Source organism: Streptomyces sp. SGAir0957 (genome assembly GCF_043523415.1).
Genome location: NZ_CP027293.1, coordinates 5304103 through 5323239 on the forward strand (window position 1 = coordinate 5304103; position 19137 = coordinate 5323239).

A 19137-nucleotide genomic window follows, 5' to 3' on the forward strand; every position below is an offset into this window, starting at 1 on the left:
GGGCATGGAAAAGGGCGAGGTCGCGAACTCGAAAGTAAGGTTAGCCTAACCTAACTTCGGTGCGCGACCCCGCCCCGGGTATGTGACCGGAATGCTCCGCTCTGGCCGGATAACGGCCGTATGTGCGGGGGTCGTTGAGGGGCGTCAGGCAGCGGCCGGCTGCTCGCGCAGCGCGTCCTCGCTCAGCCCGCGCCGCCAGTACCCGACGAACGTCACCGCGCGCTTGTCGTACCCGCGCTCGCGCACGAGGTGACGGCGCAGCTCCTTCATCGTCCCCGACTCGCCCGCCAGCCACGCGTACGGCGTCGCACAGGGCGGGAGTTCGGCCTTGCCGAGCGTGTCGAGCGCCGTGGCGCAGCCCTCCTCGCGCACCAGCCACTCCACGGTGACGTCGGCGGCGGTCACGATCGGCTGGACGTCGCCGCGGCGCGGGACCTCCAGGATCACGTGCGCGGAGACGTCCGGGGGCAGCCAGGCGAGGACGCCGAGCGCGGCGGGCAGCGCCGTCTCGTCGCCCCACATGAGGATGTGGTCGAAGTCCCGCGGCGGTCGGCAGCGCACCGCCGCGTTGTCGGCGATCGCCGGGCCGAGCACGGCCGCCCGGTCGCCGGGCCGCGCGCCCTCCGCCCAGCGGCAGGCGGGACCGGCGACGGCCGGACCGTCGTTGTGCAGCACGAAGTCGATGTCGATCTCTTCGAGGTGCCCGGGGCGTGCGCGGCGCTGGCCGCTCAGCGTGTACGAGCGCATGATCGCGCGCTCGTGGGCCGGGATCGCCCGGTAGGCCGCGTGCCAGGCGCGGCCGTCGTCGCCGGGCTCGACGGGCGGCATGACGGGCGCGTGCTGGCCCGGCCGCGGCAGGAAGAGGGAGAGGGACTGGTCGCGCCCGCCGCCGTGGAAGGCGGCGAGCTCGTCCCCGGTGAAGGTGACCCTCAGCAGTGACGGGCCGAGGCGCCGGGTGCGCACCACTCGCAGATCGAAGAATCGGAAAGGGGTTACAGCGGGGGCTTCGGCCGTCACGGTCATGGGATCAGGACACCTTCTTCGCCGTCTCGATGGCCTTGGCCAGGTTCTCCAGGAGCGGGGCGCACTTGTCGTAGGACAGGATCGGCTCGGGGGAGCGCGGGATGACCTGGCCGGCCTTCACGGCGGGCAGCTGCTTCCAGGTCGGCTCGTCGATGTCGGCCGGCTGGATCGTCTGGCTGCGGTCGTCCATCATGATGATGTCGGCCTTGTGCTTGTCGACGTTCTCCCAGCTCAGGTTCTCGAACCAGCCGCCGGACGCCTTCTTCGCGGCCTCCGTCGGCTCGACGAAGTTCACGCCGAGCGCCTTGAAGTACTCCAGGTCGATGGAGAGGTCCGTGCCGGACACGTAGAAGATGTCCTGGCTCGCGGAGCCCGCGAGGACCTTGATGTCGGGGTGGGCCTTCGCGGCCTTGCGCAGCCGGGCCGCCGCCTCCTCGAACCGCTTCTTCGCCGCGACGACCTTGTCGGCCTTCATGTCGGCGCCGAGCGACTCGGCCAGCGCGTACATGCGCTCAAGGGGCTGCGTCATCTGGCGGTCGAAGACGGAGATCGCGACGCTCGGGGCGAGCTTTGCGATCTTGTCCTTGGACTCCTCCGGGACGGACCACAGCGTGCCCGCGTCGTCGAACGTCGTGGTGATCAGCACGTCCGGGGCGAGGCCCGCGTACTTCTCGATGTTGAACTGGCCCCAGGCGTTGCCGAGGACCGTCACCTTGGAGACGTCCATGTCGCCGGCCTGCACGTCCGGCTTGCCGCCCTTGGTGGTGGTCGGGCCGAAGACGCCCTTGACCTGGACGCCGTAGTCCCACAGGGCGGCGCCGACACCGGTGAAGGCGACGATGTTCGCCGGGACCTTGTCCAGCTTCACCGTGGTGGCGCGGTCGTCCTTGAACGACCAGGGACCGGACTTCTCCTTCGTGCCCGAGCCCGAGCCGCTGTCTTTGCCGCCGTCGTCGTTGCCGCAGGCGGCGAGCGCGACACCGAGGCCGAGAGCGCCGCCTGCGGCGAGGATGCCGCGGCGGGTGGGGCGGGACAGTCGGGCGTTGGGCATCTCGCACTGCTTTCGGACGTGCCGGACCGGCGCCGGGCGGGGTCTCAAGAACTGAGGGAAGGTTAACCTAAGTTCTCGGCATGTCCAGGGGGCGGGGGGTGTGATCTGCCCCCGCCCTACGGATGCGCGGGCCCGGGTTTACGGGGTCAGGCCCAGTTCCCGCGCGATGAGCATGCGCTGCACCTCGCTCGTGCCCTCGCCGATCTCCAGGATCTTGGAGTCGCGCCACATGCGGGCCACCGGGTACTCGTTCATGAAGCCGTAGCCGCCGTGGATCTGCGTCGCCTCCCGCGCGTTGTCCACCGCCACCGTCGAGGAGTACAGCTTCGCGATCGCCGCCTCCTTCTTGAACGGCTCACCGGCGACCATCCGCGACGCCGCGTCGTACCAGCCGACCCGGGCCATGTGCGCCCGCATCTCCATGTCCGCCAGCTTGAACTGGATCGCCTGGTTCGTCCCGATCGGCTTGCCGAACGCGTGCCGCTCCGCCGCGTACTTCACCGACTCGTCGACACAGCCCTGCGCGAGCCCGGTGGCCAGCGCGGAGATCGCGACCCGGCCCTCGTCGAGGATCCGCAGGAACTGGGCGTAGCCCCGGCCCTCCTCGCCCAGCAGGTTCGCCGCGGGCACGCGGACGTCGGCGAAGGACAGCTCGCGCGTGTCCGACGCGTTCCACCCGACCTTCGAGTACGGGGCCGCGACTGTGAAGCCGGGCGTGCCCGACGGCACGATGATCGCGGAGATCAGGGGGCGGCCGTCCGGCTTGCGGCCGGTGACGGCGGTGACCGTGACCAGGCCCGTGATGTCCGTCCCCGAGTTGGTGATGAAGCACTTGGAGCCGTTGATCACCCACTCGTCGCCGTCGCGCACGGCCGTCGTACGGGTGCCGCCCGCGTCCGAACCGCCGTCCGGCTCGGTGAGGCCGAACGCGCCCAGGATCTCGCCCGCGCACAGGCGCGGCAGCCACTCCCGCTTCTGCTCCTCGGTGCCGAACAGGTGCAGCGGCATCGCGCCGAGGGAGACGCCCGCCTCCAGGGTGATCGCCACCGAGGAGTCGACGCGCGCCAGCTCCTCCAGGGCGATGCCGAGCGCGAAGTAGTCGCCGCCCATCCCCCCGTACTCCTCCGGGAACGGCAGGCCGAACAGGCCCATGCGGCCCATCTCGCGGACGATCTCGTACGGGAACTCGTGGCGCTCGTTGTAGTCGCCGATCTTCGGCGCGACGACGTCGTGCGCGAACGCCTCGACCGTACGGCGCAGCTCTTCGAGCTCGGGGCTCAGACGGTGGTCCATCGTGTACTCACTGCTCCTGGTGGGTCAGGGCGCGGACGGTGCGGGACGGGCTCGGTCGGCCCAGCTGTTCGGCCATCCACGCGCTGGTGGCGGTGAGGCGGCCTAGGTCGACCCCGGTCTCGATGCCGAGTCCGCGCAGCATCCAGACGAGGTCCTCGGTGGCGAGATTGCCGGTGGCGCTCTTCGCGTACGGGCAGCCGCCCAGGCCGCCCGCGGAGGCGTCCACGGTGCTCACGCCGTGCTGCAGCGCCGCCAGGGTGTTGGCGAGGGCCTGGCCGTACGTGTCGTGGAAATGGACACCGACGCGGTTCGTTCCGACGCCGGCCTCGTTCAGCGCGGTCAGCAGGGCGGTGACGTGGCCGGGCGTGGCGACCCCGATCGTGTCGCCGAGGCTCAGCTCGTCGCAGCCCATGTCGATGAGGGACCTGGCGGTCGCCACGACCTGGGGGACCGGGACCGCGCCCTCCCAGGGGTCGCCGAAGCACATCGACAGGTAGCCGCGGACATGCGCGCCGTGCTCCTTGGCGCGGGTCACCACCGGGGTGAACATGTCCAGGGACTCCGCGACCGTGCGGTTCAGGTTCGCCTTCGCGAAGGACTCCGTGGCGCTGGCGAACACGGCGATGCGGCGCGCGCCGAGATCCAGGGCCCGGGTCAGGCCCCGCTCGTTCGGGACGAGTACGGGCAGGTGGACGGTGTCGGGGTCGAGGTCCTGGAGCACCGGGAACAAGGTCTCCGCGTCCGCCAGTTGGGGGACCCACTTGGGGTGGACGAAGCTGGTCGCCTCGATCGTGGTGAGGCCCGCCTCGGCCAGGCGGTGGATGAACTCGGCCTTGATCTCCGTGGGGACCAGGGAACTCTCGTTCTGGAGGCCGTCACGGGGGCCCACCTCGTGGATCCGGACCCGGGGCGGCAGGTTCTCGGCCGGGGCCACCATGGGGAGGGAGGGGGTCATCGGCGTGCCTCCTCGCCGTCGGGGGTTCTCGTCTGTCCCGGGTGCGGCGTCGTCGTGGCTGGTCGCGCAGTTCCCCGCGCCCCTGAGGGGGCGCCCTCGTGCTCGGGGTCTGCCGGGTCCACCACTGCCAGCACCTGGTCCATGGCCACCGTCGATCCCGGGGTCACGTCCAGCTCCGTCACCACTCCCGCGTGCGGGGACGCGATGACGTGTTCCATCTTCATCGCCTCGACCACCAGGAGGCTCTGGCCCGCGCTCACCTCGTCGCCAACGGCCACCTTCACCACCGTCACGGTGCCCGGCATCGGGGCCGTCAGGGAGCCCGCGCCGCCCGCGCCCGCCCCCGTCAGGCTCGCCGCCACCGGGTCGTGGTCCTGGATGTGCCAGGCGTCGCCGTCGAGGGCGAGCCAGTCGCCCGCGACAGCCGTCGGGCGGGCCGGTTCGGTGGGGGTGCCGGACACCTGGATCTCCGTGCCGCGCACGCGGACCTCCACCGGGTCGTGGCCCGGCACGCGGACGTGGTGGACCGTCCAGGCCGGGTCGCCGCCGAGGCGCCAGCCGTCGGGGCGGGCGAACGGGTCCGACCAGCCCGGCCGCTCGGGCGGCGCGAGGCGCTGTTGGCGCAGGGCGCCCGCCGCCGCGTAGACGGCCGGGGGGACCTCGGAGCCGACGAGGGTGTCGGCCGCGCGCTCCACGAGGCCCGTGTCCATCTCGCCCGACACCACGTCCGGGTGGGCCAGAAGGCGCCGCAGGAACCCCGCGTTCGTCGGGACGCCGAGCGTCACCGTGCGGGCCAGCGCCGCGCGCAGCCTGCGCAGGGCCGTCGCCCGGTCGGGGCCATAGGCGATGACCTTCGCGAGCATCGGGTCGTAGAGGGAGGAGACCTCGGTGCCCTCGCTGAGGCCCGAGTCCGTGCGGACCCCGGTGCCGGTGGGTTCGCTCAGGGCGAGCACCGTGCCGCCGGAGGGGAGGAAGCCGCGCGCCGGGTCCTCGGCGCAGAGCCGCGCCTCCACCGCGTGGCCGGTGAGCGTGATGTCGTCCTGGGTGAAGGGGAGGGGTTCGCCCGCCGCGACCCGGACCTGCCACTCCACGAGGTCGAGGCCGGTGATCAGCTCGGTGACCGGGTGCTCGACCTGGAGGCGGGTGTTCATCTCCATGAAGCAGTACGCGGAAGGGTCCTCGCCGGGGACGATGAACTCGACCGTGCCCGCGCCCCGGTAGCCGCAACTGCGGGCCGCCTCGACGGCCGCCGCGCCCATCGCCGCGCGCGTGGCCTCGTCGAGCAGGACGCTGGGCGCCTCCTCGACGATCTTCTGGTGGCGGCGCTGCAGGGAGCATTCGCGCTCGCCCAGGTGCACGACATTGCCGTGCGCGTCGGCGAGGACCTGGATCTCGATGTGCCGGGGGCGGTCGATCCACCGCTCGACCAGGAGCGTGTCGTCGCCGAAGGAGGCGCGGGCCTCGCGCCGCGCCGCCGCGATCTCGTCGTCCAGGGTGGTCAGGTCGCGGACGAGGCGCATGCCCTTGCCGCCACCGCCCGCCGAGGGCTTCAGGAGAACCGGCGCACCCAACTGGCGGGCCGCCTGCGCCAGTTCCGGGTCGCGGCCGCCCGGGACCACCGGGACGCCGACCGCCGACACCGTCTCCTTGGCGCGGATCTTGTCGCCCATCAGCGCGATCGCGTCGGCGGAGGGACCGATGAAGACGAGGCCCGCCTCCTCGCAGGCGCGCGCGAATCCGGCGTTCTCAGCGAGGAACCCGTACCCCGGGTGCACCGCCTGCGCGCCGGTCCGCCTCGCGGCCTCGATGAGGTTCTCGACGGACAGATAGCTCTCGGTCGCCGGGGGCGGGCCGATGCGTACGGCGTCGTCCGCCTCGCGCACGTGCCGCGCGTGCGCGTCGGCGTCGCTGTAGACCGCGACCGAGCGGATGCCGAGGTCGCGCAGCGTGCGGATGACGCGGACGGCGATCTCGCCGCGATTGGCCACAAGTACCGTGTCGAACAATGTGGTTCCCCTGGTCGCGGAGATGGTGGTCAGGGAGGTCATGGCCCTCACATCCGGAAGACGCCGAAGCCGCCGGACTTCTCCGGCAGCGGCGCGTTGGCGCAGGCGGTCAGGGCCAGGCCCAGGACCTGGCGGGTCTCAAGCGGGTCGATGACGCCGTCGTCCCACAGGCGGGCCGTCGCGTAGTAGGCGCTGCCCTGGGTCTCGTACTGGGCGCGGACCGGGGCCTTGAACGACTCCTCGTCCTGTGCCGACCAGTCCTCGCCGCGCGCCTCCAGCTGGTCGCGCTTGACGGTCGCGAGGACGGACGCGGCCTGCTCGCCGCCCATGACGGAGATCTTGGCGCCGGGCCACATCCACAGGAAGCGGGGCGAGTAGGCGCGCCCGCACATCGAGTAGTTGCCCGCGCCGTACGAGCCGCCGATGACGACGGTCAGCTTCGGCACGCGCGTGCAGGCCACCGCGGTGACCATCTTGGCGCCGTGCTTGGCGATGCCGCCCGCCTCGTAGTCCCGCCCGACCATGAAGCCCGAGATGTTCTGCAGGAACAGCAGCGGGATGCCGCGCTGGTCGCACAGTTCGATGAAGTGGGCGCCCTTCTGGGCGGACTCGGAGAACAGGATGCCGTTGTTGGCGACGATGCCGACCGGGTGCCCGTGGATGTGCGCGAACCCGGTGACGAGCGTCTGCCCGTACTCGGCCTTGAACTCGGCGAACCGCGAACCGTCGACCACGCGCGCGATGACCTCGCGTACGTCGTAGGGCGTGCGCGAGTCGACCGGCACCGCCCCGTACAGGCCCGCCGGGTCGACCTTCGGCTCCACGGCCGTCTTCACCGACCACGGCAGCGGGCCGCGCTCGGGGAGCGTGGAGGCGATGGTCCGCACGATGCGCAGCGCGTGCGCGTCGTCCTCCGCCAGGTGGTCGGTGACGCCGGAGACGCGGGAGTGGACCTCGCCGCCGCCCAGCTCCTCGGCGGTCACCACCTCGCCCGTGGCCGCCTTCACCAGCGGCGGGCCGCCGAGGAAGATCGTGCCTTGGTTGCGGACGATCACCGCCTCGTCGCTCATCGCCGGGACGTACGCGCCGCCCGCCGTGCACGAGCCGAGGACCGCCGCGATCTGCGGGATGCCCGCGCCCGACATCCGCGCCTGGTTGTAGAAGATCCGCCCGAAGTGCTCGCGGTCGGGGAACACCTCGTCCTGCATCGGCAGGAACGCGCCGCCGGAGTCCACCAGGTACACGCACGGCAGCCGGTTCTCCAGGGCCACCTCCTGCGCGCGCAGGTGCTTCTTCACCGTCATCGGGTAGTACGTGCCGCCCTTGACCGTCGCGTCGTTCGCCACGATCACGCACTCGCGGCCCGCGACCCGGCCGATCCCGGCGATCACCCCGGCGGCCGGCGCCTGCCCCTCGTACATCCCGTCGGCCGCGAGCGGCGCCAGCTCCAGGAACGGCGAGCCCGGGTCGAGCAGCGTGTCCACGCGCTCGCGCGGCAGCAGCTTGCCGCGCGCGGTGTGCCGCGCCCTGGCCCGCTCGCCGCCGCCGAGCCGGGCGGCCGCGAGCTTGCTCCGCAGCTCCTCGCCGAGCGCCTGGTGGGCCGCCTCATTGGCCTTCCAGGCCTCCGACGCGGGATCCGCCGCGCTCGTCAGCTCCGGTGCCTCGTGCATCCTGCGGTCTCCTCATCAAGCAATGAGCGTGGCCGGCCCCCACGGCATGGATGACGCATGTATGTCCGGGCGGCCGCCGAAAACGTTAATGACCGTTAACCTGTTGCCGTCAGGTTAACGGTCGCTAACTCCCCTGTCTAGAATTGGTTCCATGGCCACCAGAACCGACGCCCCCACCCGCCGCGAGCAGATCCTCAAAGAGGCCGCGCGGCTCTTCGCCGAGCGTGGGTTCCACGGGGTGGGGGTCGACGAGATAGGAGCCGCGGTCGGCATCAGCGGCCCCGGCCTGTACCGCCACTTCGCGGGCAAGGACGCGATGCTCGCCGAGCTGCTCGTCGGGATCAGCGGGCAGCTGCTGACCGGCGGCAAGCGGCGGGTCGCGGAGGCGCGGTCGGGCCCCGAGGCGCTGCTCGACTCGCTCATCGAGGGCCACATCGACTTCGCGCTCGACGACCGGGACCTGATCACGCTGCACGACCGGGAGCTGGACCGGCTGCGCGACAGCGACCGCAAGCTGGTGCGGCAGTTGCAGCGCCAGTACGTGGAGCTGTGGGTGGACGCCCTGCGCAAGGTCTACCCGGACCTTCTGGAGCCCCACGCGCGCGTGGCCGTGCACGCGGTCTTCGGCCTGCTGAACTCCACGCCGCACCTCGGCCGCCCTGGTGCGCTGCCCGGCCGGACGGCGGCCGCCGCCATGTTGCACAAACTGGCGCGCGGGGCGTTCGCCGCCGCGGCGGAGTGACGTGTATCTCTGGACGACGTGTATCTCTGGACGCTCCCGTGACTGGCCGGTAACGTTTCTCTGAGCAAGCGCTTAGTCGCGTATGCCCCGATCGGGCACATGCCGTAGAGACCGTCGTAGAGGGAGAGTTCTCCGTGCGCCGTACCGTTTTCAATGAGGACCACGAGGCGTTCCGGGAGACCCTGCGCGCCTTCATCGAGGCCGAGGTCGTCCCGCACTACGACGCGTGGTTCCAGGACGGCGTCGTGCCGCGCGAGCTGTACGCCAAGATGGCGGAGCTCGGCCTGTTCGGCATCAACGTGCCCGAGGAGTACGACGGCGCCGGCCTGGACACCCACAAGTTCGAGGCCATCCAGTACGAGGAGACCGCGCGCGCGGGCGTCTCCTTCGGCGGCTCCGGCGTCCACGTCCTGCTCGCCCTGCCCTACATCAAGATGCTCGCCACCGACGAGCAGAAGAAGCGCTACCTGCCGAAGTTCGTCTCCGGCGAGGAGATGTGGGCCCTCGCGATGACCGAGCCGGGCACCGGCTCCGACGTCGCGGGCATGAAGACCACCGCCAAGCTCTCCGACGACGGCACGCACTACGTGCTCAACGGCGCCAAGACCTTCATCACCGGCGGCGTCCACGCCGACCGCGTCATCGTCTGCGCCCGCACCTCCGCGCCGCGCGAGGACGACCGCCGCTTCGGCATCTCCCTCTTCGCCGTCGACACCAAGTCCGAGGGCTACTCCATCGGCCGCAAGCTCGACAAGCTCGGCCTGCGCACCTCCGACACCGCCGAGCTGGCCTTCGTCGACGTGAAGGTGCCCGCCGAGGACCTGCTCGGCGAGGAGAACAAGGGCTTCGGCTACCTCGGCACCAACCTCGCCTCCGAGCGCTGGGGCATCGCCTACGGCGCGTACGCGCAGGCCAAGGCCGCCGTGCGGTTCGCCAAGGAGTACGTCCAGGAGCGCACCGTCTTCGGCAAGCCGGTCGCGTCCTTCCAGAACACCAAGTTCGAGCTGGCCGCCTGCCAGGCCGAGGTCGACGCCGCCGAGGCCGTCGCCGACCGCGCCCTGGAAGCGCTCGACGCCGGTGAGCTGACCGCCGCGGAGGCCGCCTCCGCGAAGCTGTTCTGCACCGAGGTCGCCCACCGCGTCATCGACCGCTGCCTCCAGCTGCACGGCGGCTACGGCTTCATGAACGAGTACCCGATCGCCCGCCTGTACGCGGACAACCGCGTCAACCGCATCTACGGCGGCACCAGCGAGGTCATGAAGATGATCATCGCGAAGAACATGGGTCTGTAACCCGGCCGACCAGTACCTCACGTACACCTATCTGTATGAACCAGGCACTTGAGTCCCTGCTCGATCTGCTCGACCTGGAGCGGATCGAGCAGGACGTCTTCCGCGGTCAGTCCCGGTCCGCCGTCGTCCCGCGCGTCTTCGGCGGGCAGGTGGCCGCGCAGGCCCTCGTCGCCGCCGGACGCACCGTCCCGGCGGACCGGTTCGCGCACTCCCTGCACGCGTACTTCCTCGTCGCGGGCGACCCGGGCGCGCCCATCGTCTACACCGTCGACCGGATCAGGGACGGCCGCTCCTTCACCACGCGCCGCGTCGTCGCCATCCAGCACGGCCAGCCGATCTTCCACCTCTCCGCGTCCTTCCAGACGTACGAGGAGGGGCTCGACCACCAGGCCGCCATGCCGCCCGCGCCCGACCCCGAGACGCTGCCCACCGCCGCCGAGATGCTGCCGCGCCACGCCGGTGCCTTCGTCGACCCCTCTGTCGTCGACCGGCTGCTCGAAGCGCGCGAAGCCGTCGACCTGCGCTACGTCGACGCGCCCCCGTTCGCCTTCGTCGGCGACCCGCAGCCGCCCCGCTCCCAGGTGTGGTTCCGGACCAACGGCAAGCTCGACAGCTCCTCCGGGGACGACGCCCACCTGCTGCACGTCTGCCTCGCCACGTACGTCTCCGACATGACGCTCCTGGACTCCGTCCTGCTCGCGCACGGGCGCGGCGGCTGGGCCGTCGGCGACGTGGTCGGCGCCTCGCTCGACCACGCCATGTGGTTCCACCGGCCCTTCCGCGCCGACGAATGGCTCCTCTACGACCAGGAGTCGCCGTCCGCGTCCGGCGGGCGCGGGCTCGGCCAGGCCCGCATCTACACCCAGGACGGGCGGCTCGCGATCACCGTCATCCAGGAAGGCGTCGTTCGCGTCCCGCGCTGATCGGACATAACGTCCCGTACATGGATGCACGGGATGAGCAGCGTGAGGAAGAGCAGGAGGCCGGCGGCGAGAGCGTCTTCACCGTCCTCGTCGCCGCCGGGGCCAACCTCGGGATCGCGCTCGCCAAAGCGGTCGCCGGGCTCATCAGCGGCTCCAGCGCCATGCTCTCCGAGGCCGCGCACTCCTTCGCCGACACCGTCACCGAGCTGCTGCTCCTCACCGCCCTCAAGCGGAGCGAGAAGCCGGCCGACGAGGAGCATCCGCTCGGGTACGGGGGCGAACGCTACGTGTGGGCGCTGCTCGCGGCGGTCGCCACGTTCGTGGGCGGTGCGGTGTTCTCGCTGTACGACGGCGTGCACACGCTGATCGCCGGGGAGGACCTGGGCGACCCGCTCGTCTCCTACATCGTGCTCGCCGTCGCCTTCGTCCTCGAGGGCTTCTCCCTGCGGACCGCCGTCAAACAGGCGCGCGGCGAGGCGCACCGGCTGCGGTCGCCCTTCCGTACGTACCTGCGGCACACGCCCGACACCGCCGTGAAAGCCGTCGTCATGGAGGACAGCGCGGCGCTCATCGGCCTGCTCCTCGCGGCGGGAGGGCTGCTGGGCGGGCAGCTCACCGGCTCCGGGGTCTGGGACGGCATCGCTTCGCTGTGCATCGGTGTCCTGCTGCTCTGGGTCGCCTGGGTGCTCGGCCGCGCCAACGCGCAGCTGCTCGTGGGGCGGCCCCTTCCCCGGTCCGTCCGGGCCGAGATCCGGAAGATCCTGCTCGCCGGGGAACACGTCGAGGCCGTGCTCGAACTGACCACCCTGGTGCAAGGGCCCCGGGAGGCGCTGGTCGCGGCGAAGGTCGATTTCCGCGACGCGTCCACTGCCGCGCAGATCGAGTGGGCCTGTGAGGACGCGGCGCGCAAGTTGCGGGAGCGGTTTCCCGCGGTGCGCAGGGTGTACCTGGATCCGACACCCGGGTTCGCCCAGCGCCGGGAGGAAGGGCTGCGGCCGTTCTAGGGTGCGCGAGCGCGGGTGCGACCTGGCTGGTCACGCCTCCGCCGATCGCCCCGCCCCTGAAATGGCGCACGTAGTGCGCATTTCAGGGGCGCGGGGAACTGCGCGACCAGCCACGACGGTGCGGCAGTCCCGCTCCCACCGGTGATCTACGGCGACCGGGCGTCAGCCCAGCAGGCCCGCAGATTCCAGCAGGTACGCCGTCATCGGGTCATAGTGGCGCGGGCTCGTCACATGGTCGTCCAGGGGCACCGTGACCTGCATCGTCCCCTCCGCCTCCGCCAGGAACAACGCGGGGTCGTTGCAGTCCGCGTACCCGACGGAGTCGAGCCCCCGCTGGGCCGCGCACCCGGCCCAGCCGTGATCGGCGACGACGAGATCGGGCAGCGGGCGCCCTTCGCGGAGCAGCCCGTCGAGGATCCGCGTCATCGGCTCGGGCGCGTGCGTGTGCCACAGCGTGGCCCCGCGCTCCAGCATGGCGACGTCGGCGAACTGGAAGACCATGCCCTCGTCGGTGGCGAGCCCCTCGGGGATGACGACGATCTCGCACCCGGCCGCGCGCAGCGCGACGGCGGTCGCCCGGTGGACGTCGAGCAGCCCTCCGGGGTGCCCGGTCGCGAGAAGCACCCGCTGCCGGTCCTGCGCGGCCTTGCGGAGACGGGCCGCCATGCGCTCCAGCGCGTCGACGGTCAGTTCGGGGTCGATGGTGTCCTGCCCGTACCGGTGCTCCGGGTCGTCGACGACCCCGCAGCGCTCGGCCATGACGGCGAGCACGTCCTGCTCGTCGCTCCAGCGGTCGCCCAGTTCCAGGCCCAGCCAGTAGTGCCGGTCGCCGTTCGCGAGCTTGCGGTAGTGGGAGAGGTTGTTCTCGCGAGGGGTGGCCACATCGCCCGCGATACGGGTACGGACGAGGTGCTCGATCAGGGCGGCACGGGTCGGACTGTCGCTGGGGATCCCGGGTATCGGCATGGGTCCATTGTGCCCAGGGCCGCGCAGCGGCGTTGATCGGTTCCGGAAGGTGGACGGGCCGCGCGGCTGTACACGATGTCTAGGTGGGGCGGCGTAATGTGCCCCGGCGGCGTTCGGCGGGCCGGTCCGGCGGAGGCATCCTGGAGACATCCGGATCAGTGACGTCAGTGAAGGCAGCGAACCGTGACGACGACGACCGCGGCGGCCACGACCGCGGGCCCCGCGCCTGTGGCCGCCACGACCGGGGCCCCCGCGCCTGTGGCCGCCACGACGGCGGCCCCCGCGCCCGGGGCCCGTACGACCGTGGCCTGTGCGCAGCTCGCCCTCGCGGTGGGTGACACCGCCGGGAACCTGGCCGCCGCCGAGGAGGCGATCGGCGCCGCCGCCGACGCCGGGGCCCGCGTGGTCGTCCTGCCCGAGCTGGCCAACAGCGGCTACGTCTTCGCCGACCCGGCGGAGGCCCGCGCCCTGGCCGAACCGGTCGACGGCCCGACCGTCACCGCCTGGCGGGAAGCCGCCCGCCGCCACGGCGTGACCCTCGTAGCGGGCTTCGCCGAACTCGACGATGACGGCCTGGTCCGCAACTCGGCCGTGCTCATCGACCCGGCCGGCACCGTCCGGGCCGTCTACCGCAAGGCCCACCTCTTCGGCACCGAGAAGGACTTCTTCGTGCCCGGGGACCAGGCCCCGCCCGTCGTCGACGTCGAGGGCGTCGGCCGGATCGGCGTCATGGTCTGCTACGACGTCGAGTTCCCCGAGTGGGTGCGGCGCACCGCCCTGGCCGGCGCCGAACTGCTCTGCGCCCCCGTCAACTGGCCGCTCTTCCCGCGACCGGCGGGCGAGCGCCCCGGCGAGGTCGTCCGCGTCCAGGCCGACGCCGCCGTCAACCGGATCTACGTCGCCGCCTGCGACCGGGCGGGGGAGGAGCGCGGTGTCCCCTGGACCGGCGGCTCCGTGATCGTCGACCCGGACGGCTTCCCGCTCGCCGGACACACCCCCACCGAGGGCCCCGCCCTGCTGCTCGCCGCCTGCGACCTCGCGGCCGCCCGCGACAAGCGGCTCGGCGAGCACAACGACGTGTTCGGGGACCGCCGCCCCGAGCTGTACGGGAACTGATCCCGTCCCTTCCCTCCAGCAGCGACACCGTGGAAAGGCACGCCATGACCAGCGAGCAGCAGAGCACCCCGACCGGGCCGGTCGGCCCCACCGACTCCTCCCGCGTCCCGCGCTACGCGGGCCCCGCCACCTTCGCCCGGCTGCCCCGCCTCGACGAGGTCGGCGCGGCGGACGTGGCCGTGGTCGGCGTGCCCTTCGACACCGGGGTCTCCTACCGGCCCGGCGCCCGTTTCGGCGGCAACGCGATCCGCGAGGCGTCCCGGCTCCTGCGCCCGTACAACCCGGCGCAGGACGCGTCGCCGTTCGCCCTCGCCCAGGTGGCGGACGCGGGGGACATCGCGGCCAACCCGTTCAACATCAACGAGGCCGTGGAGACGATCGAGGCGGCGGCCGACGACCTGCTCTCCACCGGTGCCCGCATGATGACGCTCGGCGGCGACCACACCATCGCGCTCCCCCTGCTCAGGAGCGTCGCGAAGAAGCACGGCCCGGTCGCCCTGCTCCACTTCGACGCGCACCTCGACACCTGGGACACCTACTTCGGCGCCGAGTACACGCACGGCACGCCGTTCCGCCGCGCCGTGGAGGAGGGCATCCTCGACACGTCCGCGCTCTCCCACGTCGGCACCCGCGGCCCCCTCTACGGCAAGCAGGACCTGACCGACGACGAGAAGATGGGCTTCGGCATCGTCACCTCGGCCGACATCTACCGGCGCGGCGCCGACGAGGTCGCCGACCAGCTCCGCCAGCGCATCGGCGACCGCCCGCTCTACATCTCCATCGACATCGACTGCCTCGACCCCGCCCACGCCCCCGGCACGGGCACGCCCGAGGCGGGCGGCATGACCTCGCGCGAGCTGCTGGAGATCCTGCGCGGCCTCGCCTCCTGCCACCTCGTTTCGGCCGACGTGGTCGAGGTGGCGCCCGCGTACGATCACGCGGAGATCACCGCCGTCGCCGCCTCGCACACCGCGTACGAGCTGACGACGATCATGTCCCGCCAGATCGCGGAGTCCCGTACGGCTCTCTGATCTCCGGGAACGCTCCACGAAAGGGCCGCCCGATGACCCACGACCACGACCTGGTCCTGCGCCCCACACCCCACCAGACCGAGGCGGCGCTCAACCCGCCACCCGGGCGGACGGGCGGCGACCTCGTCGTGGAAGCGCTCGCGGGGCTCGGCGCGTCCACCGTCTTCGGCCTGCCCGGTCAGCACGCCCTCGGCCTCTTCGACGCGCTGCGCCGCTGCGACCTGCTGCGGTACGTGGGTCTGCGGACGGAGCCGAACGCCGGGTTCGCGGCGGACGCGTACGGCCGCGTCACCGGGGAGGTCGCCCCGCTGTTCGTGTCGACGGGCCCCGGCGCCCTGCTGACGCTGCCCGCGCTGCAAGAGGCGGCGGCGGCCTCGGCGCCGGTACTCGTGGTGGCGAGCCAGGTGCCGGTGGCGGGCGTGGGCGGCGGTCGCCGGGGCTACCTGCACGAGCTCCGCGACCAGCCGGCGGCCTTCCGCGACGTGGTGAAGTCGGTCCACCCGGTCCGCACCCAGTCGCAGATCCCGTCCGCGATCGCGGCGGCCTGGGAGTCGGCGCTGAGCGTGCCGCACGGCCCGGTCTACGTGGAGATCCCCGCGGACGTCCTGGAGGCCCCGGCCACCCTGCCCGTCCTGTCGGCTGCGGACGCGTTCCCGCACGAACTGGCCCCGGCGCCCGAACTCACCGCGCTCGCCGCGGACCTGCTGTCCCATGCCGAACGCCCCGCCGTCATCGCGGGCGGCGGTGTGGTCCGCGCGGATGCGGCGGGCAAGCTGCGCGAGCTGGCGGAGCGGGTGTCCGCCCCCGTGGTGTGCACGTACGGCGGCAAGGGCGCGTTCCCGTGGGAGCACCCGCTGTCCCTCCAGTCATGGATGGAGGACCGGCACATGACGGAGTTCCTGGAGGACGCGGATGTGTTGCTGGTGGTCGGCTCGGGGCTCGGTGAACTGTCCTCGAACTACCACACGTTCGCGCCGCGCGGCCGAGTGATCCAGATCGAGGCGGACGCGGGGAAGCTGGAGTCCAACCACCCGGCCCTCGGCATCCACGCGGACGCGCGCTTGGCATTGCAGGCGCTGCTCGAAACGGTGGAGGAGGAGCGCGAGGACGCGGGGGCGGCGGCCCGGGTCGCCGAGGTCCTGCGGGCGGTACGCGCACGCATCGACGGCCAGGACCTGACCCTGGAGCAGGAGGTACTGTCCTCGGTCCGCGCGGCGCTCCCGCCCCGCTCCCCGTCCTTCTGGGACATGACGATCCTGACCTACTGGGCCTGGGCCGCCTGGCCCGGCGCGATGCACTCCGCCCAAGGCGCGGGCGGCCTCGGCTACGCCTACCCGGCCGCCCTCGGCGCGGCGGCGGCGGACCCGACGACCCCGGTCCTCGCGGTCTCCGGCGACGGCGGCGCCCTGTACTCCATCGCCGAACTCGCCACGGCGAAGCAAGAGTCGTCGAACGTGACCTGGCTGATCGTCGACGACGGCGGCTACGGCATCCTGCGCGAGTACGCGACGGATGCCTACGGGGAGCCGACGGGCACGGAACTGTCCCGCCCCGACTTCGTCGCCCTGTCCGAGTCCTTCGGCGTCCCGGCCGTACGTACGTCGCCGGAGGCGCTCCGGGAGGACCTGTCGGCGGCGCTCAAGGCGCCGGGGCCGCGAGTGGTCGTACTGCCGGCGCGGTTGCGGATGTTCGCGGCAACCTAACGTGCGTCCCTTTTGACCGCCGCGATGAAAGAGACCCAGCTCTGCGGCGAGATGAGCAGGGCGGGTCCCTGCGGGGCTTTGGAGTCGCGGACAGGTACGCCGGTGGGGTGGTGGTCCAGGACTTCCAGGCAGCTGCCGCCCTCGCTGCCGCTGTACGACGACTTCCGCCAGCCGCTCGGCGCGGCAGCGTTCGGGATGATCGGTTCAGTCATGATGTCCGTAGTCCTTTGCTGTCGCCCGCAGGAGGGTCAGTGACTCCTTGAGTGGCAGTGCGTCGCTCAGCGCAAGATCGTAACGACTTTGCAGCTGCTGAACCATGGCCGGGGAATCGTGCACCTTCCCCATGCGTACCCCCTCGCTGTATGCCACTGGCGGCTGATCGTCGAACCACATCAATGTCAGCATGCCTTCGAGCAGCGGGTGGAAGCCCAGCGAATGCGGCAGCACATGCACGCGGATACGTCCGGACTCCGCCAACCGAACGACGTGTGTGATCTGCTCGGCCATCATGGCAGGGCCGCCGATGGGGCGGCGCAGGACACTTTCGTCCAGAAGCGCCCACACGATCGGCGACACCGGATCCTCAAGGATCTTCGCCCTCTCAAGGCGTGTGACAACGAGCCTGTCACATTCCTTTTCGCCTAGGGGCGGGTACGACGGGCTCAGAACCGCACGGGCGTATCCCTCCGTCTGGAGGATTCCAGGGAAGAACGAGATGGCGAACTCCCTGATGTGCAACGCCAGTTGTTCGAGCTCGTGCGCCGACTCGAAGTGTTCCGCTATCGCCGTGTCGCGGTCCGGCAGAAAACTGCTCAACACATCCCCGGTGTTCAACGCCGTGTCCAGGCGCCGCGCGTCCCCTCTCGACGGCAACCGGCGCCCCGCCTCGATATGCGCGATGTGCGAGCGCGTCATCACGGCCGCCACCGCTAGCTCCTGCTGCGTCAGACCGGCCGCCTCGCGCGCCGCCCGCAGCCACTCCCCATAGGTATTACTCAACGTCAGCTCCCGTGTGACAGATGCTTTGTCACATCCGACCCTCTGGCGAGCCTAGCTCTCGCGGTCTCACTCTGTGAGCGGATCGCTACGCAGCGATATCCTTGCACCGCACAGGAGTTGTAGACGTGTTCAACCTCATCGCCCGCCTGATTGGCGGCTGCCCCCGATGCGCCGGGAACCCGCCACCCGCACCCCCGTCGAACGCCCCGCCCGTCGAACCCGTCGAGCCGGTCGAGGTGTACGCGTGACGGGCGGCCGGCCGCGGCTGCTGCCCTGGGACAATCTCGACGGCCACCCCTGTTACCTCGTCACCGACTCCACCGGGAACAGTCACTTGTCACGGATCGCCGATGACATCGAGGCCGTCCAGCTCGACATGGCCGAGGACCTGCTGGGCCATGCCGTCGACCTCGTCGACGACGGCAGCGCAACCGCGCCGCAGTTGCGCTACCTGGCGGCGCGGTTGACGGAGTCGCTGCATGACGTGCACCGCGTCGCCCGCAGTCGGGGCGAGCGGCTCGTCGATGCCGCGCCGGTGGCTACCAGATCGACTCGACCCACTCCGGGTGGTCGATGAACGGGTTGCGGTTGTGCTGGTAGGTGTCGTAGATGACCTGGTTGCGCTTCTCCTCGAAGGCGCTCGGCGGGTCCTCGTCGCTCCACTGCTTGAGGACGGAGAGCTTGCCCATGTAGGCGGCGCTGCCGTTGTTGACCTTCTCGTTGGGCTCCAGGTCGGCGAAGCCGTCGCCGCCGTCGTAGCGCACGGCCATGTAGAGGATCATGCGGGCCACGTCGCCCTTGTCGGCGTCGCGCGGCTCGAAGGAGTCCGAGTCGGTGAGGCTGCCGCCGCCGCCCGAGACGGTGCTGCCGCCGTTGTCGAAGTCCTTGTTGCCGCGCACGCTGTTGACCTGGACGTCGGCCGGGCGCAGGTGGTGCAGGTCGGTGCCGGGGCCCGTCGCCTCGCCGAAGTCGCCGTGGGACTTGGCCCAGGTGTGCTCGCGGTTCCAGTCGCCGACGTCACCGCCGTTGAGGGACTTGGCCCGCGAGACGCCGCTGTAGAGCAGGATCACGTTGTTGCTGTTGTTCGGATCCTGGTCGGTGGCCATCAGCGCGTTCCAGACGGCGGAGTACGAGATCTTCGTCTGGCTGCTGATGATCGTGTGCAGCGAGGACTTGAGACTCGCCCCGGTCTTGCCGATCGCGTTCTTGTAGTAGGTCGAGTCGTACGCGGTCGTGGTCGCCGACGCCGGGCCCGCGGTGGCGAGGGGGAGGGTGACGGCTGTGAGCAGGCCCGCGGCGGTGAGGGCCATGGTGCGTATGTGGGTTCGGGTTCCGGGCATGGGGGGTGTCCGTCCGATCTACG

General features: G+C 71.5%; 18 protein-coding genes. 8 read left to right on the forward strand and 10 right to left on the reverse strand.

The window, feature by feature from the left end; genetic code table 11:
- Nucleotides 1-144: 144 nt before the first annotated feature.
- The 6 genes from C1N81_RS28755 to C1N81_RS28780 all read right to left on the reverse strand — a co-directional run bounded on the left by C1N81_RS28755 (nucleotide 145) and on the right by C1N81_RS28780 (nucleotide 7998).
- Entirely contained in the window at nucleotides 145-1023 is an 879-nt protein-coding gene (locus C1N81_RS28755; protein ID WP_394433855.1) for a siderophore-interacting protein, read from the reverse strand.
- Between the two features lie 4 nt (nucleotides 1024-1027).
- Complete coding sequence (locus C1N81_RS28760; RefSeq protein WP_394433856.1) at nucleotides 1028-2074, reverse strand: ABC transporter substrate-binding protein; 1047 nt, start codon at nucleotides 2072-2074, stop codon at nucleotides 1028-1030.
- Between the two features lie 138 nt (nucleotides 2075-2212).
- Nucleotides 2213-3367, reverse strand: a complete 1155-nt coding sequence (locus tag C1N81_RS28765) for an acyl-CoA dehydrogenase family protein (protein WP_394433858.1) — start codon at nucleotides 3365-3367, stop codon at nucleotides 2213-2215.
- Nucleotides 3368-3374: 7 nt separating this feature from the next.
- Nucleotides 3375-4322, reverse strand: coding sequence for a hydroxymethylglutaryl-CoA lyase (locus tag C1N81_RS28770; protein ID WP_394433860.1), 948 nt, complete (start codon nucleotides 4320-4322; stop codon nucleotides 3375-3377).
- Complete coding sequence (locus tag C1N81_RS28775) at nucleotides 4319-6328, reverse strand: ATP-binding protein (RefSeq protein WP_394438306.1); 2010 nt, start codon at nucleotides 6326-6328, stop codon at nucleotides 4319-4321. Before C1N81_RS28775 ends, C1N81_RS28770 begins: the two co-directional genes overlap by 4 nt.
- Nucleotides 6329-6375: 47 nt before the next feature.
- Nucleotides 6376-7998 (reverse strand): carboxyl transferase domain-containing protein, encoded by a 1623-nt coding sequence (locus tag C1N81_RS28780; protein ID WP_394433862.1) that lies wholly within the window; start codon nucleotides 7996-7998, stop codon nucleotides 6376-6378.
- 151 nt (nucleotides 7999-8149) lie between these two features.
- Between C1N81_RS28780 and C1N81_RS28785 the strand changes: the two genes are divergently transcribed.
- The 4 genes from C1N81_RS28785 to C1N81_RS28800 all read left to right on the forward strand — a co-directional run bounded on the left by C1N81_RS28785 (nucleotide 8150) and on the right by C1N81_RS28800 (nucleotide 11959).
- Nucleotides 8150-8740, forward strand: a complete 591-nt coding sequence (locus C1N81_RS28785; protein WP_394433864.1) for an SACE_7040 family transcriptional regulator — start codon at nucleotides 8150-8152, stop codon at nucleotides 8738-8740.
- 134 nt (nucleotides 8741-8874) lie between these two features.
- Nucleotides 8875-10032 (forward strand): acyl-CoA dehydrogenase family protein, encoded by a 1158-nt coding sequence (locus C1N81_RS28790; protein WP_394433865.1) that lies wholly within the window; start codon nucleotides 8875-8877, stop codon nucleotides 10030-10032.
- 35 nt (nucleotides 10033-10067) lie between these two features.
- Nucleotides 10068-10955, forward strand: coding sequence for an acyl-CoA thioesterase (locus tag C1N81_RS28795; RefSeq protein WP_394433867.1), 888 nt, complete (start codon nucleotides 10068-10070; stop codon nucleotides 10953-10955).
- A 20-nt stretch (nucleotides 10956-10975) separates the two neighbouring features.
- Complete coding sequence (locus C1N81_RS28800) at nucleotides 10976-11959, forward strand: cation diffusion facilitator family transporter (RefSeq protein ID WP_394433869.1); 984 nt, start codon at nucleotides 10976-10978, stop codon at nucleotides 11957-11959.
- Between the two features lie 162 nt (nucleotides 11960-12121).
- On the opposite strand, the gene C1N81_RS28805 is transcribed toward C1N81_RS28800, so the two are convergent.
- Entirely contained in the window at nucleotides 12122-12925 is an 804-nt protein-coding gene (locus C1N81_RS28805) for a phosphatase (RefSeq protein WP_394433871.1), read from the reverse strand.
- Nucleotides 12926-13108: 183 nt separating this feature from the next.
- Between C1N81_RS28805 and C1N81_RS28810 the strand changes: the two genes are divergently transcribed.
- From C1N81_RS28810 to C1N81_RS28820, 3 genes are read left to right on the forward strand one after another with little or no spacing between them, the layout of a single operon-like run.
- Nucleotides 13109-14041, forward strand: a complete 933-nt coding sequence (locus C1N81_RS28810; RefSeq protein WP_394433873.1) for a nitrilase-related carbon-nitrogen hydrolase — start codon at nucleotides 13109-13111, stop codon at nucleotides 14039-14041.
- Nucleotides 14042-14085: 44 nt separating this feature from the next.
- The gene (gene speB, locus C1N81_RS28815; protein WP_394433875.1) at nucleotides 14086-15072 is read left to right on the forward strand and encodes an agmatinase; all 987 of its coding nucleotides are present in this window, start codon (nucleotides 14086-14088) and stop codon (nucleotides 15070-15072) included.
- A 32-nt stretch (nucleotides 15073-15104) separates the two neighbouring features.
- On the forward strand, nucleotides 15105-16775 hold the full coding sequence (locus C1N81_RS28820) for a thiamine pyrophosphate-binding protein (protein WP_394433877.1): 1671 nt from the start codon (nucleotides 15105-15107) through the stop codon (nucleotides 16773-16775).
- On the opposite strand, the gene C1N81_RS28825 is transcribed toward C1N81_RS28820, so the two are convergent.
- Together C1N81_RS28825 and C1N81_RS28830 are read right to left on the reverse strand one after the other, a co-directional pair.
- Nucleotides 16772-16987: a DUF397 domain-containing protein gene (locus tag C1N81_RS28825; RefSeq protein ID WP_394433879.1), complete on the reverse strand. Its 216-nt coding sequence runs from the start codon at nucleotides 16985-16987 to the stop codon at nucleotides 16772-16774. The two genes, C1N81_RS28820 and C1N81_RS28825, sit on opposite strands and share 4 nt — an antisense overlap.
- On the reverse strand, nucleotides 16980-17774 hold the full coding sequence (locus C1N81_RS28830; protein WP_394433881.1) for a helix-turn-helix domain-containing protein: 795 nt from the start codon (nucleotides 17772-17774) through the stop codon (nucleotides 16980-16982). The genes C1N81_RS28825 and C1N81_RS28830 overlap by 8 nt, the downstream gene beginning before the upstream one ends.
- A 244-nt stretch (nucleotides 17775-18018) precedes the next feature.
- Here C1N81_RS28830 and C1N81_RS28835 point away from each other — a divergent pair, with 244 nt between their 5' ends.
- Complete coding sequence (locus C1N81_RS28835) at nucleotides 18019-18351, forward strand: hypothetical protein (protein ID WP_394433883.1); 333 nt, start codon at nucleotides 18019-18021, stop codon at nucleotides 18349-18351.
- On the opposite strand, the gene C1N81_RS28840 is transcribed toward C1N81_RS28835, so the two are convergent.
- Entirely contained in the window at nucleotides 18314-19084 is a 771-nt protein-coding gene (locus C1N81_RS28840) for an endonuclease I family protein (RefSeq protein ID WP_394438308.1), read from the reverse strand. The two genes, C1N81_RS28835 and C1N81_RS28840, sit on opposite strands and share 38 nt — an antisense overlap.
- Nucleotides 19085-19137: the final 53 nt, after the last annotated feature.